This window comes from Paenibacillus sp. J2TS4 (genome assembly GCF_018403245.1).
Classification (GTDB): Bacteria; Bacillota; Bacilli; order Paenibacillales; family NBRC-103111; genus Paenibacillus_L.
Map to the genome: position 1 here is coordinate 477,360 of NZ_BOSH01000004.1, position 17,523 is coordinate 494,882.

Below are 17,523 nucleotides of genomic sequence, written 5' to 3' on the forward strand. Positions count from 1 at the left end.
TTATCCCTTTGTCTCAGGGGCTATTCGGGCTGCCCCTTGTTCTGCCATTAACTCAGGTGATGGTCCGCCCGTGCTTTTGCACTGTTATCCCTTGGACTCAGGGGAGAGTTCGGGCCGTCCTTTGTCCTGTTATCCCTTAGACTCAGGGGAGAGTTCGGACCATCCCTTGTCCTAGCCTTTTGACTCAGAGAGCTGGTTGGACCCGTACCATTGACCTGCTATTCCATTGCTCAGTAGGCAAATCGGCCAAGATTATTGTGCGGATTTCTGGCAAAAGTTACAGCGGGCTAGGCAGGCACCGGGGACAATCTGACCAAATCGACAGTGAATTCTGAGCGAGGGGGATAACAGTCAAAAGGTACCGGTAATCAACCAGTCCAAGGTCATAGCGGATATCCTGATAAAAGTTACAGCGGGCTGAGGCAGGCAACAGGGACATCTTGACCAATCAACAGTGGACATTCTGATCTAAGGGGATAACGGACTAAAGGTGTCGGTAATCAACAGCCCAAGGTCATAGGGGACACTGTGGCAAAGTTACAGCAGGCTAAGCAGGCACGGGGGACATCCCAACCTAATCGATAGCGGATTCTGAGCGAAGGGGATAACAGTCAAAAGAGGTTGATAATCAACATAGGGCTCGTATTATGCAACTATTTTCCCATTATTCCCATGTGAATAATCAATATTTAGTAGTTGCAGGTTGGCTCGTAATGATTATCCACACGATACAAAAGTAAAGCCTATAGGAGGTGCAGCCGGTGGCTGAAATAGACCATACGCGAGCCAGTCAGAAGGTTCGCAAAATAAGCTTTGAGGGCGACGCCCTGCGCATGTCGATGGACTGGACGGTGGAAGACCTGGACCGCATTCAGGTATTGGTAGAAAGCACGCACGGGGCAAGTCACCCCAGCTCCTACCACTTGAATGAACTGGTCGGAGAAATGGAGAAAGGGGTCTTCCAGATGGGCGGGAAGCCCGCCATCTATACGACGACCGATATTTGCGATGGTATTGCACAGGCGCATAACGGGATGCACTACTCCTTGCCTTCGCGGGACATGATCGCTTCTATGGCAGAAATTCATGCGCTGAGCACACCTTTTGACGCCATGGTGCTGACTTCTGCGGGGGACAAGGCGGTTCCCGCCCATTTGATGGCGATTGCCCGATTAAATATTCCGTCCATTCATGTGCCGGGTGGTGCCATGGGGGCAGGCCCCTGCATGCGTTCCAACGAAGAGCTGTGGCATATGAGCGTTGAGGTCGAGCGAAATCAGATGACGAAGGAGGAATTTTTGGCATTCCAAAGGGCCTGCTGCCCAACCTGCGGTGCCTGCCAGTATATGGGGACGGCCGCCACAATGCAGGTCATGGCCGAAGCGCTTGGTTTGGCGCTTCCCTGGTCCGCGCTGATCCCCGCCACCAATGCGGAAATCCGTAGAGCGGCCCGGGCTGCCGGTCAACAAGTCATCAGGTTGTCGCAGGCAGGAATCCGGCCCGAGCATATCCTTACACGCGAGGCTTTCGAGAACGCGATCATGGTGCACTCCGCCGTTGGAGGGTCGCTGAATGCCGTCATGCATCTGATCGCCATTGCCAAGGAAATCGGGATCGTCTTGGAGCCTAAGCTGTTTGACGGCATCCATCGAAGCATTCCTGTTCTGGTGGATACGAAGACCGCCGGGCATTACCCGACGGAGCTGTTTTGGTATGCTGGCGGCGTTCCTTTTCTTATGGATGAAATTAAAGACTTCCTGCATCTGGATGTGATGACCGTAACGGGCAGGACGCTTGGAGAAAATCTGGAAGAGATGCGGCGCAGCGAAATGCGGAATTATGCCGAGATGTTTCTGGCTAACTACAAGCTGAACCGCAGGAACGTCATCTATCCTATCGCTAAACCACTGAAGCCGGAAGGCTCGCTGGCCGTTCTATACGGCAACCTGGCGCCGGAGGGAGCGACGATCAAGAAGTTCGCCGTTGCCGCGGAGATGCAGGTGCATACCGGCCCGGCCCGCGTGTTCGACAGCGAACGGGAAGCGGTGGATGCATACGTGGCCCAAAGCATTCAGCCCGGGGATGTCGTCATCATCCGCTATCAGGGGCCTAAAGCGGTCGGGATGCCGGAGATGTTCTTCATGTCCGAACTGATCGCTTCGGACCCGGTGCTGTCCCACACTACCTCGCTGATTACGGACGGAAGATTTTCGGGCGCGACCCGGGGGCCGTGCGTCGGCTATTTGGGGCCGGAGGCACTCGATGGAGGCCCGATAGCGTTCGTGGAGGATCGGGACATGATCTGTGTCGACATTCCCAACCGCCGCATCGATATTGTGGGAATTCGAGGGACGGAACGGACGCCGGCCGAGATCACCAGCATTCTTACGGAAAGAAAGCGGTCCTGGAACCCGCCGGAATTTCGCCACAAAGGGATCTTGAGCCTGTACACCCAATCCGCTAGCCCTGCACTGCAGGGAGGATCTTGCGCACAAGGAGGAATAGGGCTATGAGGTTAGCCGAGAGAGTAGCAATCATCACCGGTTCTTCCCGCTCCATCGGGGCGGCGGTGGCCAAGCGTTATGCCAGGGAAGGAGCCAAAGTCGTCATCAATTACCGTACGCATCCCGAGCTTGCGGAACAGGTAAAGGAGAACATTGTTGCCGCTGGCGGAGAAGCTTTTGCCATACAGGCGGATGTATCCCGGGAGGAAGATGTTCACAGGATGGTGGAAGAAACCGTACGAAGATACGGTAAAATCGATATTCTGGTCAATAACGCGGCGATGGACCCGCGTAAAATCTGGCACGAGATTACAACGGAAGAATGGGATGCCCTGATGGGAGTGAACGTCCGGTCGCAATTTCTCTGTGCCAAAGCTGTCTTTCCCTATATGAAAGCGCAGAGCTACGGGAAAATCATTAACGTATCATCCGTCACGTTTTTTACCGGACAGAAGCAGTTTCTTCACTACGTCACCTCCAAAGGCGCCATCATTGGTTTTACTCGTGCGTTGGCGCGCGAGGTTGGCGAAGATTCCATCACGGTTAACTGTATTACTCCCGGGGCCGTTCTGACGGAAACGGAATATGAGAAGGTGAGCTTGGAGACGATCGAGGAAAGTGCTGTCTTCCTGGCCAAGGCGCAGTGCTTCTCCAGACGCGAAGTCGCAGCGGACGTCGAAGGGGCCTTTGTCTTCCTCGCTTCGTCAGACAGCGATTTTATAACCGGGCAAACGCTGAACGTGGATGGCGGCTGGATGCTGCATTAACTTATAACGGAAAGGAAGGGACTCATGCACAAGGAGCTGGAATGTCTGGTACATCGAGAAGCATTACTTGGTGAAGGTCCATGCTGGGACGCAGCCCGCAACCGATTGCTGTGGGTGGACATTACAGGCAAGACCCTGCATTTGTATGATCCGGAGAAGCGCGAGGATACCGTGCATTCCTTCGGGCAATTTGTCGGGGCGGCGGTACCGTCGGAGGACGGTAGCTTGCTGCTGGCTCTGCAGGATGGATTTTACCGGTACGATGAACACGACAGGTCGCTTGCAAGGATAGCCGCTCCGGAGAAGCATCTGCCCGACAATCGGATGAATGATGGCAAATGCGATCCGGCGGGACGTTTTTGGGCGGGCACGATGAGTATGACAGGTAAGCCTGAAGCAGGAAGTCTTTATTGCCTGCATTCCGATTTCACCCTGACGCGGGAAGTCTCGAACGTTAGCATTTCTAACGGGCTGGGATGGAGCCCCGACGGGAAGACGATGTATTACATCGACACAATCGCGGGACAGGTATATGCTTTCGATTATGAAATGGCTTCCGGGAGGATTGACGGCCGCCGAACGCTGCTGGAAATTGCGCGGGAGGACGGGCTTCCCGACGGCATGACGGTGGATGAGGAAGGGGCGCTCTGGATAGCCCATTGGGGCGGGGGCAAAGTATCCCGCTACGATCCTACCAGCCGACAATTGCTGGAGGAGATTAAGGTTCCGGCCCGTTTGGTGACGTCTTGCGCTTTCGGAGGTCCCGAACTCGATGAACTGTATATTACAACAGCGAGAGACGAGGAAGCGGATGATCGCCACGGAGGCAGCTTGTTCCGGGTGAAGCTTAACGTCAGAGGCCTTCCGTCAGCCTCCTTTCGTCCGACCGCCGGCCGAAGCCGGCCATTAGCCCTTTACTAATGCTGAAGAAGGGATGAACGGATCGGTTCACGTACAAACTGCTCTTTATTTGAGAGAGGAGGAAGAACATGGGATCGCGATTTTTCTCGAAAGGTGTAGCTGTCATCTTATCGGCGATGTTATTGGCGGGCTCTTTCCCGAGCGGGTCAGCGGGCGCTGCCTCTGGCAGCGCAGTAAGGAGCAAGGAGAGCTCTGCCCCCGGAAACTTACAGGAGGGCAACGGGAGGGGGTTCAGCGACATTGTGGCGGGGAATGAAGAAATCTCCGTTACGGAAGCGAGCTATGGGGTGGATAGCCGCAGTGTTTCCGAAACGAGCGTCGTGCCGGAGCTGCCGGATTCCACCACCGCTGTAGCGGGGAAGACCGGTGGCGACCCCGGATTTACTTATGCTGTTGGGGCCAGAGATTGGGTAGAGGGCAAAGACTACTATTTTATTGAAAACGATCAGGTCAAGCTAACCATCGGGACGGACAGATTATCGACCAATGATCCTGTAGACACAAGCGACGAAGCGACCGGCAATAACAAATGGGGGACCTTGACACCCGGCCATATGATGGATGCCGCCCCCAAATTCAACATGCGGGACAACCTGGATTACACGGAGTTTGTGCTTAGCAAGAACGTCGGGAGGACGTGGTGGTATCCGACCGAAAAGCTGAGCATGCCGAATATTCAAGTGGCGGATCACACGGTTGTGGCCGATGGAACTTGGGACAGCGATCCGAGCGTCAAAGCCCAGGTTACTTACTCGATTGTCGAAAATTCCCCCCTGATTAAAATGAAAGTCAAGCTGATCAACGAGGGGACCGCCGATTTCTCCGGACATCTTGCCTACATCATTGATCCGGAGGAGGCGCTTGAGCAGCAGAGCTATGTTCCCGGCTGGGGCTGGAGAGGCGGCCAGGTCAGCGAATATATTACCTCCGGCTGGAATAAAAACTACATTTTCAACGGAATACAGGATAAATATACCGGCCGTACAGCTCATGCGATCATTTGGCCGGACGATCAGCAGCCCTCGGCGCTCATCCCGGAAGGATATATAACCGGCGCCTGGTTCAAGGTGACTTTGCCTGTCCGCGGGACCAAGGAACTGGTGATCTATCATCTGCCGCATAACCCGGGCCCGGCCTATGAAGCGTATCAGACTGCGGAGTTCTGGGCCAATGTGGTGAAGCAGGGAATCGATCCGGCAGCGATTGGCCAAATAACGGGGCAGGTCACCGATTCCGAGGGCCGTCCGTCAGGCGGCGTGGAGATTGAACTCAGAACGGCGGAAGGAGGAAAATATGCCGCGGCCACTACGGACAGCAGAGGAATGTACAGCCTATACGCCGTGAAAGGAGAAGGCTACAGCCTTCACGCCACCAATGGAAGCGAGAATTACGAGCAGCAGTTAGCGGGGTGGGGCGACGGAAATCCGATTCGGGTTGACTTCAACATGACCGCTCCTGTCGGGGAGATTGTAGCGGGCGTGACCCGCGGGGACCCGGGATTTACCTATGAGGGAACATCAAGAGATTGGTGGCCGAAGAACGATTACTATTACATCGAAAGCCCGGATATTAAATTTACGGTCGGGACGGTAAGAACAGCTGGCAAAGACCCGGTGGATTGGAGCAACGACGCTTCCGGGAACAATAAGTGGGGCAGTCTGACCCCCGGTCATATAATGGATGCCGTTCCCAAACTGACGATGCAGGAGAACCTCGATTTTACGGAATTCGTCCTGAGCGATGACTTGGGTGTAACGCCGGAGGACGAAGCGAACGGCAAGCATATGGAATGGTCCTGGTTTCATCCGCTAACGAAGCTCCAGCTTCCGGATATCCGTCTGGACGGCAATGCCATTGTAGCCGACGGGGACTGGGATTCCAATGACGAGATGAAAGCCTCGGTGCGGTATTCCATAGTTGAAGGCACGCCGTTAATTAAGATGGAAATTACGCTCGATAACCGGACGGGAAGCGATTTTAACGGAAATTTCGGGTATATTATCGATCCCGATCAGCCGGGAGAGCAGCATAGCTACCTGCCGGGAAGAAATTGGGTGTATAGTCAGGAAAAGAATGCGATCAGAAGCGGATGGACGGATCACTATCTGTTCAACGGAATCAACAACGCCTTCACCGGGAAAACAGCCCATGCGATCCTTTGGCCGAACGAGCAGCAGCCCGAAATCATTATGCATGAGGCTATATTCATGGGGGTTTGGTTCCCGGCGGTAATCCCTGACGGCGAGAGCCAAAGCTATGTGATCTACCATTTGCCTCATGTCGCCGGCCCTGCGGATAAACCCTACGCCGCAGCAGAATTCTGGGCGCAATTCATTCGGGATCATGGTCAGGCCGAAGAGTACGGGAGCATAATCGGCTCAGTGACGGATGAGGCGGGGGCCCCTGTGCCTTTTACAGAAATAGCGGCTGCGGACGAGAACGGAGCCGTCTATGCAAGAGCAGTAACTAATCGCGAGGGCAAATACCAGATTTTTGCGAAGAAGGGCGTCTATCGGATCACTCCTGTAAATGAAGAGTACTCGGTAGAAGGCCGAACCGTCGAAATTGGGGAAATAAGAAGGATACAAGCGGACTTTACGATGAAAAAGTATGCGGAGGTCAGGGTTGAGCTGCCTCCGGATCTCGTGGCGGAGGCACCGTTTGAGATCACAATGACCGTGCAAAATCTGACCGATGCCCCTTTGCAAAACGTTGCCCTGGAGGTACATCCTCCGTATTTTGTCCATTTGCTGGACGAGGGAAGCCTGGAAATCCCGGTTATCGATGCCCGTGTGCAGGCGGTAAGGAAGGTCCGCGCGGTGGCGATGGAAGGCGGGAGGTCTGTTATCCAGGCCAAAGTATCCACAGATATTTTTAATCTGACGGGCACTAGCAGCTTTGATGTCCGCGGGGCAGGGTATTATGGAGGAGACAATCATTCCCATACGAAGCACAGTGACGGAGTTCATACCGTAGCCGAAAACTCCGCCAGCGTTTATAATAATCGGCTGTTATCCTGGCTATGGAGCTCCGATCATAATACCGACTCGCAGAGGCCGGATACGGATACGGTTACCGAGAGCTATAACGGACGCTTCCTCAGTCTTCCGGCTGCGGAAATCACTACGAAATCAGGCCATGCGCTGGCCTTCGGAATAAATGGCGTCCCGAGACATGACATTAACGACCCGGAATCCGGCTACAGCTGGCAGGACAGTATCGATGAGGTGACAGGTCTTGGCGGCCTGTTCTATATCGCTCATCCGTTCGATCAAACCTATACGTTCCAGAATCCGTATCAGTGGACGGGATATACCGGGGTGGAAGTATGGAACGGCACCTGGCATGCCCTGGACAACGGGGTGAATGAGCGGGCGTTCCGGTTCTGGGACGAAATCAATATACGTATACGCGGGGACGGCAAGTACTATGGAATAGCCAATTCCGACGGTCATACCAAAGATAAGGTTGGAGATCCCTATATCAAAGGCTTGATCGGGGAGCTTTCCGAGCAGAATGTTCTGGAACTGCTGCGGAACGGGGGTTATTACGGCTCTAACGGCCCAGAACTCAGATTCAGCATCGGCGGAGTCGATATGGGAGGAACCCTCCAACTGGAAAGAGCCGGCCATATGCCGTTTCAGCTTCAGGCTTATGATCCCAACTCTAATCTGACCAGCGTCCGCGTCATTAAATATCCGGTAACCGGTAATATCGCGGATTATGCCCGCAGAGAGATTGTTTTTGAAGAGGACCTTACGGGCCGGCAAACGAACACCTTCTCCAAGACGATTCCTTTGCCTGTGACGGATAAGGAATTTTACCGTATGGAGGTGCGCAGTGAGAAGGCACAGGAGAATAGCTCCGGCATCGGCCCTCTGGCCGGCACGGGCTTCGCTTTTTCCAATCCGGTCTGGGTAGAGCTCTCCGGTTCTTCCAACTCTGCGGCCATCGAGTCCATTTCTTATAAAAATAAAACCAAGTATAAACTGCTCCCGCCATTCGGGGTGAATCGCTTAGAGATGTATGACAACCGTTTCGATCCCAAAAAGCTGTCTGTCACCACAAGCAGCGGAGCAAAAGTAACGTCCGCCCATTATACTGAGCTGATTAAAGGTGCAAGAAGTGTCGGTCTGCTGAAGATTAGCGTGACCGCCAAGGATGGAACGCGGAAAGACTATTCCTATGTAGTGGACACCATAAGTGTTCGCGATAAACAAAAGTACGGGCAATAATGACCTTTTAAAGTCAAATCATACAGCGTGATAAATCGCTTGCGGAATGCTGCCCCCACTCAATCAACATGAAAAAAAGAACCTCGGATTCCACAATACATGTGGCTCTCGAGGTTCTTTTTTACCGCGTACAGACTTTATCTTTCGCAGAGCCAAAAATGGGCTCAACTGCCTGCAAAACTATATTCTTTTTCTCGTTCCAGTGACGATCGGGTGGTATTATGTGGAAAATGCTGTATCATCGCAGGCTTTTGTCTCTAGCACTCGAACTCGATTCCTAATAACTTGATATTCGCAGGAATTCGTATACGTTAAGGAACTAAGAAACGGGTAAGCGTTGACCAAGCCTCAAGTGAAAGTGAATGAGCGTGGCTGCGCAGGGCACGGGTTTCGATCCATTTGGTTACTTCCAGCCCCACTTTTGAAACACTTGATGGGAATCTTCCGTTTTTAGATAATCAATAAACTGTTGTGCTTCTTTTCTATTATCGGTATGCTTGGCAATAGCTATCGGAGTTCCCCGGTACAGCTTGTCCTGGTCAGGCAGCTCGATCAATTCGGTCACGTCCTGCAAGCGGTAGTGCCAGGATTCGTAGGTGATCCAGGCATCCAGGGACGAGTTCGATTTCCACAGTTCGATCGCTTCTGCGCTGGACTTGACGGAGACCGCGATATTATGGTCGATGCCCGGAATCAACCCTTGCCGCCCGGCCAAATCTTCCCATAGTCCAAGCTGGCCGGCGCCGTTCACGTCTATGATCTTGACGCCCGGCTTGGTCAGGTCGTCCAAAGAATGGATCTTTTTGGGATTGCCTGTGCGCACCAATATCCCGGCGGCCCGCGAGTAGAGCTCGGTACGCGACTTAGCGTCGATCAGATCGGGATAGTTATTCATCATCTCGCGGAGCATATATTCGGCCCCGCCATAGATGAGATCCGCATCCTGCTTTGCTTGATCGATCCATTTGGCCTCCGGCCCGGCTGTAATTTCCACCTCAATGCCCGTTTCCTTCGTAAAACGGTCAGCGAGCTCCTGAATAGGGCCCAGCGGCCCCCCGGGACCGTATACTTTAACGGTGTTGGAAGTTTTGTCTCTTTTGCCCGGATGGTTTCTTGCGGTGTCCGGCTGACCTTGACCGGCGAGCACGACCGTAGCGATAACGGCCGAAGCCACCAGCAGGGTGAATAGGGTGGTGAGCGTCTTTTTCATCATAAACCTCCTTGGAATTTAGATTTGAACCCGGAGTTGGATTTCCGGTCACTATAAGTCAACGTAAGGAAGGGTCAAACGGTTTGGTCTTTCGGAAAATAGTTAGCAGCGTGTTGGTCGTCCAAACTTGCTGCGGGGTTTTTAATAAATTATCAACTTTTAGCGTTCACCCTAAAACTGTTATACCTTTGTTTACGTTTTCTTATAAGAGGCATGAAGGAGGACCGCAGATGCAGAATATGATGGACGAACAATTGATGGATCGGGTTAGGGATAAATCCCGTGCGGCTCTGGAAGAACTGTATGATCGCTATGTGCGTCTCGTTTATTCGTTTGCCCTGAAATCGACACGGAATGAACAATCCGCCAAGGAAATCGTTCAACTGGTCTTTACCCGATTATGGACTACGGAGAAGGGGTATCAATCGCACAAAGGTCGATTCGTCAGTTGGCTGCTTACGGTTACCCGCAACTTGACGATTGATTATATCCGGAAACAGAGAAGCGAGCATAAGACGATTTCTATGGATGAGATGGAGTGGGGGCGAACGCCATCCCCCTCTTCCAACTCGACGGAAAATGAAGTGCTTCGTAAAATGATCAGGCTGCAAATCCAGGAGGCTTACCGCTGGCTGTCCGCCAGTCAAATTGAATTGCTCCAGCAGTTGTACTGGGAAGGATATTCGCTTGCGGAGATTGCTCGAATGCGGGACGAACCGCTCGGTACGGTGAAGAGCCGGCTTCATCAAACGTTAAAAGTATTGCGTAAACATCTGCAAATCGAATGGGAGGGATAACGATATGGATTACCGGAACGACGATTGCTTGCTGCTCGTCTCCTATATAGCCGAGGAATGCCCGGAGGAAGAACGGATCCGTTTTGAGCGCCATTTGCTTCATTGTCCCTCTTGCCGGAAAGAAGTCCGGGAATTAAAACAGGTTTGGACGGCATTGGCTTTACAAGCAGAGGAAGAGGAAGTGCCTGCTGATTTGAAAGCGCAGGTGATGGGCTCCCTTTTTCCCGAGAAGCAGATAGAACCGGAGGCAATCCCGGTCACCCTTCCTTCCCGTGTGGAGACGGCCCGCAGACGCAAAGAGGAGCGGCGTCGGGCGAGATGGAAAAGGGAGCGTTATACTCCGTGGTTCTTTAAATCTGCCTCGGCTGTCCTTCTTGGGGCGCTTCTGGTCTCCCTATGGGGGAATGTTACGATGCTCGAGCAGCTGATGGCCGTGCAGAAACCTTCCAAGCCTTCCGTTGTACAGACACCCTCGGTCCCCGCGCAAGTGATGAAGATTTATGCCCTGGAATCGGCGGATGCAGCCATGGATACGGCGAAAGGTACCGTCTGGCTGTTGAAGCAAGGGGAGGAGGTAAAGATCGTCGGCAGCTTCGAAGGACTAGCGGCCAATCAGGCAGGAGAAGCTTATCAGGTCTGGCTCATTCATGAAGGGCAGCGGCGGAATGCCGGGACATTCCAGGTGGACCCTCTGGGCAATGGCGCGATTACTTACCGTATGGAAAATCCGGACTTGCCGTTCGATTCAATAGGCATTACCTTGGAGCCGGACTCTCATGGAACGGAGCCGAGAGGCAAAAAAGTGTTAGGGACCTAGCGGATTAAGCGTTAATCTATTGTGCGGAAATGATCCGAAACAGAAGTACAAGTACATCAGCATAGAAATCCGGGTCGAGGCCCCTAATGGAGAGGGGGAGTGATATTCGCATTAATAAAGCCTTATCGCTCCGGTTATGGAGGATAAGGCTTTATTATGGTGGGCGCTATATGGCGGCGGTCGGCCACATGAACGGATGTTATTCCTGCTCGTTCAACCGGCTATCGATTAGGGCGGCTTCTATAAACAGCCGTTGATCGGTCCAGGTTAAAGCATCGAGCGGATAGCAGGTTTCCAGAGCTAAGGCCGGATAAGCGGTATCAGGCAGGGCATCCTCGATATGCAGAAGTTGCTGTCCCATTACTTGGAACGTAAACGTACCATCCAAGGTCGAGACCGTGATCAGGTCTCCGGCGGCCAACTCGTCCAGGTGCCTGAAAAAGGTAGCGTTATGAGCTGCGATTACACTTTTGCCGACCTGTCCCGGGAGCACGCTTTCCGGTAGATGTCCTGGAGCTTTAGCCAACTGTCTCTGATCGGTGCCTTCCAGTATAGCTTCCTCAAATTGAAGTGAAGGAATGGATAGCTTGCCAAGGAGTTCTCCCTTGACGGGGTTTCCGATCAACGATTTCTCCTGAGCCGGCTCCGGGAATAGTCCATTAGAGAATGCCGGGACTCCTGCTGACTGTGCGGCGGGAGAGGGGGTGGAAATCCACCCCTCCTGCGATTCAAATCGGCTCTCCGCCTGGGCCCGGAGAGGGGCAGCCAGGCTATCGGAGCAAGCTATCCACAGGAAAGGAACAAGGAGGAAGGATACTCCAATAGCCACCAATCCTCCCGCCAAACGGGCAAGACTCAGGCGATTCATCGATCAGTTAGCCGCATGTCGGCGGGACAGGAAATAAACGAAGGCTCCGGCCAATAAGAAGATTATGCCGACAGCCGCCCATGGATACAGGTTGATACCGGTTACCGGGGAAGTCGCCTTATCGACTGAAACGGCTGGAGAAGTGACGGCCCATCCTACAGGGGCGCCCGCAATCGGATGGGATAAAGTATTCCCTTCGATCTTGGCCGGTACTTTGTTTAGCGTGAACGTTCCATCTTCCGCTGTATCGTAGTATTTGCTTTCCTCGCCAATGCTCGGCGAGGTAAAGCTGAACGTCACGGGTGTATTGAATTTGCCGATCAATTCGTTCGTAGTCGTATCGGTCACCTTGAAGGCAAAATCTATCAGGACCGTTTCACCTTCCGGGGCTTTGGCCTGGAAATCGGCGAGTGGTCCTTCCAGCACTTGAAATTTCACCGAATTGGCAAATGTTCCTTCCGGAATCTCAATCTTGACCGAGCCATAGCTAATAGTGGCCGCCTGACCGGCTTCAATCGTTTGCTCTGCCGCAACCGTCGGGAATCCGAGTTGTTCGAAATCGGGCACTGCAGCCATGGCGGCCGTGGCGAACAGCGATAGAGTAAACAACATCGACAAGCAGGCTGAAGAAATTCGTTTCATACAGAAACACTCTCCTTAACGATAATTTGACTTTCGATAGAAGATAACGAAATCTTTGGTGTAACGGTTTGCCGGTTTGATAAAGAAACAGATAAAAACTACATAGTAAGACGAAGAATAAGCCTCCGAGAGTAAAAGTTTTTGTACCATTGGGAATTTACTCATCTAGTAGACAATCATCCCGTGTTATGTTTGATATACAATGTTCTTCCGTTAGACAGCAGTATATTCCTCTGCTATAATTGTTGACGTCTGTGATAGAGCCGGGATTGAATAGAATGACGTAATAAACCACGCAACAAACCCCGCATCCCAGTAGTAGACGCGTAACCGGTCACGTGCGGGGCATTTTTCACTATGACTGGAAATATAAGAATCTCTTTTCATAGATTAAATGAATAAAGGAGAATGGGTATGAAAGCGATTTTGATCGGGTTGGGCGTAGCCGGCTTCGGATGGTTCAAGAAGCTTAGTAACGACTACGGCTTGCAAGTGGCGGTTGTAGAATCGGACGTCAAGATGAAAAGCAAGCTGGAGGGACTCGAAGACGTCCCTTTCTATACTTCGTTAAGAGAAGCGATAGAACAGGAGCGGCCGGATTTTATCGTTAATGTGACACCGCCGCATGTCCATACCGAGATGAACCATATTGCGCTTGATTATGGGCTGCCTATTCTATGCGAGAAGCCCATCGCATTCGACTATGTGGAATCGATCGGGATCGTGAAAAGGGCGGCTGAGGAAAATATTCCTTTTATGGTGGCCGAAAATTACCGTCACTTTGCTCCGGTTCGCAAGCTGAAGCAGCTGTTGGAAGAAGGAGCGATCGGTGCGCTTTCGGCTGTCGATGTAAGCTTTTATCGTTATCATCACCGGGAGCGTTCTTATCCGGCCAGCCTGCTTAAAGACATCGCGGTGCATCATTTTGATATGATGCGTTTCTTGACAGGGCGGGAAGGGAAGGTCCTATTCGCTAAAAACTATAATCCTGCGGGGAGTTGGGATGCCGAATTATACAGTGTAAATCTGTACGCCTGGCTGGAAATGGAAGGGGGGCTGCCGATCAGCTACACCGGTTCGATGACAGCCCGGGGAAGGCAGACGGAATGGTGTGGAGATTGGCGGCTGGAAGGGACGGAGGGGGCCATCGAGCTTTCCGATAAAAAGCTGACTCTAACCCAAGCAGGGACGACTAGTGTTATCGATGATTTCAGCGATATAGCCCCTTATGGCTGCTTGGATGAATTTCTGGCTTCCTTGCGGGAGAACCGCGAGGCGGTTACTAGCGGAAGAGACTATCTTAAAACCCAGGCGCTGGTTCATTATGTGGAGGAGTCGTGCAAGGCCGGACGATTAGTGGACATTAGACTGCCGGAGCTATAACCCCCGGCCAATAGGACGAACACTCGCCACGCGCGCCTCTCCGGCGTGCGTTGCTGCGTTGAAAGGTAAATTAGCAGTGAATCCGATTTAGCGGGTAGAGCTTTTCACCAGTTTAATCGCAATCAGTCCAACGCTCTGGCTTTGATGCTTTTGTCATATTCCGATGGGTTCATGCCCGTCCATTTCTTAAAATGTCTGGAGAAATAATGAACGCTGCTGTATCCGAGCTTCTCGGCAATTTGCGTATAGTTCATCGTTTCTTCCCGAATATAGAGCTTGGCTTTTTCAATTTTTAAATTGGTCAGATATTCCGACAGCGTGTAACCGGTTTCTTTTTTGAATAGCTTTTTTAATCGGGTAGCGCCGATATGAACATGCTGGCATAGTTCATCCAGAGTTGGGTTGTTGGACAGATTGCCCTCCATATAACGGATGATCGAAGCAGTAATTTTGCTGTCGCTCTTTTCCTTGGCTGCCGAAGACAATCGATGCTCCTGATGCAGCAGATTTCCGTATCGGAATAAATGAATCAGCATCCATTCCAGATGAATTTTGACCATCTGCTCGGAGCCGAATACGGCAGGATTTCTTTTTTCCAAGCGGGCTGTCTTGTTATCCGGACGCTGGAAGGCCAGCTTCCCTTCTTGCAGCAGGGTAGATAGAATCTGTCTTTCGCGGTCGCCCAGATAAAACCATTTATCTTTAAAATAGCTCATAGCCGGAGAATCGCATTCGAAGCTGACGATCATAATGTTCGGGGCATGGCGATTGTTGCCTTTTAAGCTGTGAAGCTCATTAGGGGTATAGAACACCAGATTTCCTTGCTTCAAATGAAGCGTCTGGCGGCCCGCTGTGATTTCCGCCTCGCCTTTATCCATATACAAAAATTCCCAAAAATCATGCTTTTCTCCGGGATAAAACGAGTTTTTGGGCAATTCCGAGTAATGAAAAGAAATGATTTTATTAACTACAAATTCTTCTTTTAAGGCAAGCCTGACATAGTTCAAGCGGGGTCACCTCTTCTCTATGACCATTCAACCATCTCCTTAATCATACACAAAATCCTCTAGTAATAAAATGATTCTCCATACATAATCGATGGCAAAGCTGCCATTCGTTCAAATAATGCAAAAAAACGGTCTGGAAAGTCAAAGATTTATGCGAGCGGTTCCATTAGGATGATAGACAAACCTGATTCATAAGGAGGAATCGTATTGGCCAAGATACGAACGGCTGTCGTTGGATTAAACATGGGACTGCAGCATGCTTACGCTTACCATGCCGCAGAGCAAGCCGAGCTCAAATGGGTAGTCGATCTGGATGAAGAAAAGGCGGCACGTATCGCTAAAGAGTTGGGCTGCAGTTATACGACCGACTGGACTTCGATTATCGATGATATCGACGCGATCAGCTTATGCACTCCACATCATCTGCACGCCGCACAATCACTCAAGGCGATTGCCGCCGGCAAGCATGTGCTGCTGGAAAAGCCGCTGGCCACGACTGAAGAAGATTCTCTTCGCATCATACGCGCCGCCGAAGAGCAACATGTTGTGTTTATGATGGCTTATATTGTTCGTTATTTGCCAATCATCAGGCGGCTCAAAGAAATAGTGGAGAATAAGGAATTTGGCGAGGTGTTCAGCGCGCAGTGCTGGATTGAAGGGTTTTTGCCTCCGGCGCCCGGATCGTGGTTCTCACGGAAAGCAACGTTAGGCGGAGGAGTTCTGTTCAGTCATGGCTGTCATTATGTAGATCTGCTAATCTGGCTTCTGGGCGATTGTATTCGTTCTGCTTTCGTTGGAACGAACAAGGGGACGGAATGGATGGAAGGGGAAGGCACCGCGCACAGCATTATGAAGTTTGAAAGTGGAGCTATTGCTCATCTGGTCACAAGCTGGGGAATGAAGTATAAGGAACCGCCGGCCCTGCTTCATCTGCACACTCCGGACGCGCTGATCGTGCTGAGCGCCGGGATGACGAGCATTGAAGTGGTGGACGCGAACGGAAAGCGGACCGTGTTCGGTCCCGCAGCCCAACTGCCGGAGAACCAAGGGACGAATGCTCTTTATCAAGTCCGGCATTTTCTGGATTGCATCGTTCATGGCAAGACCCCGGAGACGGATGGGCGGGATTCGTTGAAGTCTCACCAGGCGATCTGGAACATGTATTCTTCTGAATAAGCTCTTCTACTATCCGAAGGCGTGTGAAGCTTCGGAGTCACTTTCCTTCGGAACGGCAGCACAGCTTTTCCTAATATAAATAAGAACAGGGTGACGAAATGATCAAAGTTGGAATCATCGGCTGTGGACTGATGGGGGCACTTCATGCAAGAACGCTGAATGACTTACCGGGGGTTAAGGTTGCCGCCGTTCATAATCGGACGAGGGACAAAGCGGAGAGCCTGGCCCGGGAAGTAGGAGCGATCGTCTACGATCGGGCAGAAGACCTGCTGGAGCAGGACTTGGATGCGGTATGGGTAGCGACGCCAGATCATCTGCACGTCGATATTTCCATAGCGGTCCTCGAATCGGGAAAGCATTTATTTCTGGAGAAAGCTTTGGCGACTTCTCTGGAGGACGGGGCAAAAATTGTAGCAGCCGGTGCCAAGCATCCCGAGCTGAAAGCGATGATCGGCTATCCGCTTCGTTTTGACCCGGCCTACCGCAAGATGAAGGAAACGTTAAATCGGCCGGACGCCGGGAAGACGCTGCAGGCCTGGTCGATGCGGACCCATTATTTAGACCCGAATATGAAGGTATATGACAAATACCGCGATCATTACTATGATACGCCGAGCTGGTACTTTAGCGACGCGGAGGCGAAAGGCCCGATTTTTTCCCATGGCTCTCATGACTACGATTTGCTTCTGTGGATGTGCGGGGAAGTGGAGAGTGTATTTTCCTACGGAGGGACTTACATGCTTCCTCCAGGCAGTGTAGCTGATGGATTTACGGTAGCGATTCGCTTCAAGAATGGCGGGATTGCCCATGTCAGTACTCCTTGGATCACGCGGGTCGAGCATGACATGACCGGAGTGGCTGCGGAAGGCTTGACGGTGCTGAACAATAACGGGGAAGTGAGGGTTCAAGCAGCCGAAGGTCCCGAAGAACGAATCACTTTTACGAGGAATGATATGTGGCAGCGTCTTAACGGCCATTTCATCGACTGTATCCGCGAGGATCAAAGTCCGTTAATCTCGTTAAAAGACGGTCTCCAGGCGATTTCCGTCTCCGAAGCCGCTTACCGTTCCTTGAAGGAGAGACGGGAAGTTTTTGTAGAATCGCTCGATTGAGCACTGCCGGCTGTTGGTTTGGCGTAGACGATTCGAATAGTAACGGCTAATGAAAGTTGGTTCTATAGAAAATAACAAGCAGGA

The 17,523-nt window shown here is 51.9% G+C and carries 13 protein-coding genes; 9 read left to right on the top strand and 4 right to left on the bottom strand.

The window, feature by feature from the left end; translation table 11 throughout:
• Positions 1 to 761 precede the first annotated feature (761 nt).
• The 4 genes from ilvD to KJS69_RS12365 all read left to right on the top strand — a co-directional run bounded on the left by ilvD (position 762) and on the right by KJS69_RS12365 (position 8,427).
• A complete protein-coding gene (gene ilvD / locus KJS69_RS12350) occupies positions 762 to 2,513 on the top strand; it encodes a dihydroxy-acid dehydratase (protein WP_213584053.1) in 1,752 nt (583 codons plus the stop codon).
• Positions 2,510 to 3,271 carry an SDR family NAD(P)-dependent oxidoreductase gene (locus KJS69_RS12355; protein WP_213584054.1) on the top strand — a complete coding sequence of 254 codons (762 nt, stop codon included), beginning with the start codon at positions 2,510 to 2,512 and terminating at the stop codon, positions 3,269 to 3,271. The genes ilvD and KJS69_RS12355 overlap by 4 nt, the downstream gene beginning before the upstream one ends.
• A gap of 24 nt (positions 3,272 to 3,295) precedes the next feature.
• Positions 3,296 to 4,192: an SMP-30/gluconolactonase/LRE family protein gene (locus KJS69_RS12360; protein ID WP_213584055.1), complete on the top strand. Its 897-nt coding sequence runs from the start codon at positions 3,296 to 3,298 to the stop codon at positions 4,190 to 4,192.
• 68 nt (positions 4,193 to 4,260) lie between these two features.
• Entirely contained in the window at positions 4,261 to 8,427 is a 4,167-nt protein-coding gene (locus tag KJS69_RS12365) for a CehA/McbA family metallohydrolase (protein WP_213584056.1), read from the top strand.
• Positions 8,428 to 8,830: 403 nt separating this feature from the next.
• Here KJS69_RS12365 and KJS69_RS12370 read toward each other — a convergent pair whose 3' ends face one another.
• Positions 8,831 to 9,640, bottom strand: a complete 810-nt coding sequence (locus KJS69_RS12370; protein WP_249730481.1) for an extracellular solute-binding protein — start codon at positions 9,638 to 9,640, stop codon at positions 8,831 to 8,833.
• Positions 9,641 to 9,867: 227 nt separating this feature from the next.
• On the opposite strand from KJS69_RS12370, the gene KJS69_RS12375 reads away from it, so the two are divergent.
• The gene (locus KJS69_RS12375; protein WP_213584057.1) at positions 9,868 to 10,434 is read left to right on the top strand and encodes an RNA polymerase sigma factor; all 567 of its coding nucleotides are present in this window, start codon (positions 9,868 to 9,870) and stop codon (positions 10,432 to 10,434) included.
• 4 nt (positions 10,435 to 10,438) lie between these two features.
• Positions 10,439 to 11,251: an anti-sigma factor gene (locus KJS69_RS12380; protein ID WP_213584058.1), complete on the top strand. Its 813-nt coding sequence runs from the start codon at positions 10,439 to 10,441 to the stop codon at positions 11,249 to 11,251.
• Between the two features lie 199 nt (positions 11,252 to 11,450).
• Here KJS69_RS12380 and KJS69_RS12385 read toward each other — a convergent pair whose 3' ends face one another.
• Positions 11,451 to 12,119, bottom strand: coding sequence for a class D sortase (locus KJS69_RS12385; protein ID WP_213584059.1), 669 nt, complete (start codon positions 12,117 to 12,119; stop codon positions 11,451 to 11,453).
• Between the two features lie 3 nt (positions 12,120 to 12,122).
• Positions 12,123 to 12,761: a hypothetical protein gene (locus KJS69_RS12390; RefSeq protein WP_213584060.1), complete on the bottom strand. Its 639-nt coding sequence runs from the start codon at positions 12,759 to 12,761 to the stop codon at positions 12,123 to 12,125.
• Between the two features lie 414 nt (positions 12,762 to 13,175).
• Between KJS69_RS12390 and KJS69_RS12395 the strand changes: the two genes are divergently transcribed.
• On the top strand, positions 13,176 to 14,144 hold the full coding sequence (locus tag KJS69_RS12395; RefSeq protein ID WP_213584061.1) for a Gfo/Idh/MocA family protein: 969 nt from the start codon (positions 13,176 to 13,178) through the stop codon (positions 14,142 to 14,144).
• Between the two features lie 122 nt (positions 14,145 to 14,266).
• On the opposite strand, the gene KJS69_RS12400 is transcribed toward KJS69_RS12395, so the two are convergent.
• Positions 14,267 to 15,151, bottom strand: a complete 885-nt coding sequence (locus KJS69_RS12400) for an AraC family transcriptional regulator (RefSeq protein WP_213584062.1) — start codon at positions 15,149 to 15,151, stop codon at positions 14,267 to 14,269.
• A gap of 207 nt (positions 15,152 to 15,358) precedes the next feature.
• Between KJS69_RS12400 and KJS69_RS12405 the strand changes: the two genes are divergently transcribed.
• Positions 15,359 to 16,327 carry a Gfo/Idh/MocA family protein gene (locus tag KJS69_RS12405; protein WP_213584063.1) on the top strand — a complete coding sequence of 323 codons (969 nt, stop codon included), beginning with the start codon at positions 15,359 to 15,361 and terminating at the stop codon, positions 16,325 to 16,327.
• A gap of 98 nt (positions 16,328 to 16,425) precedes the next feature.
• Complete coding sequence (locus KJS69_RS12410) at positions 16,426 to 17,439, top strand: Gfo/Idh/MocA family protein (RefSeq protein WP_213584064.1); 1,014 nt, start codon at positions 16,426 to 16,428, stop codon at positions 17,437 to 17,439.
• The last annotated feature ends 84 nt before the right edge of the window (positions 17,440 to 17,523 follow it).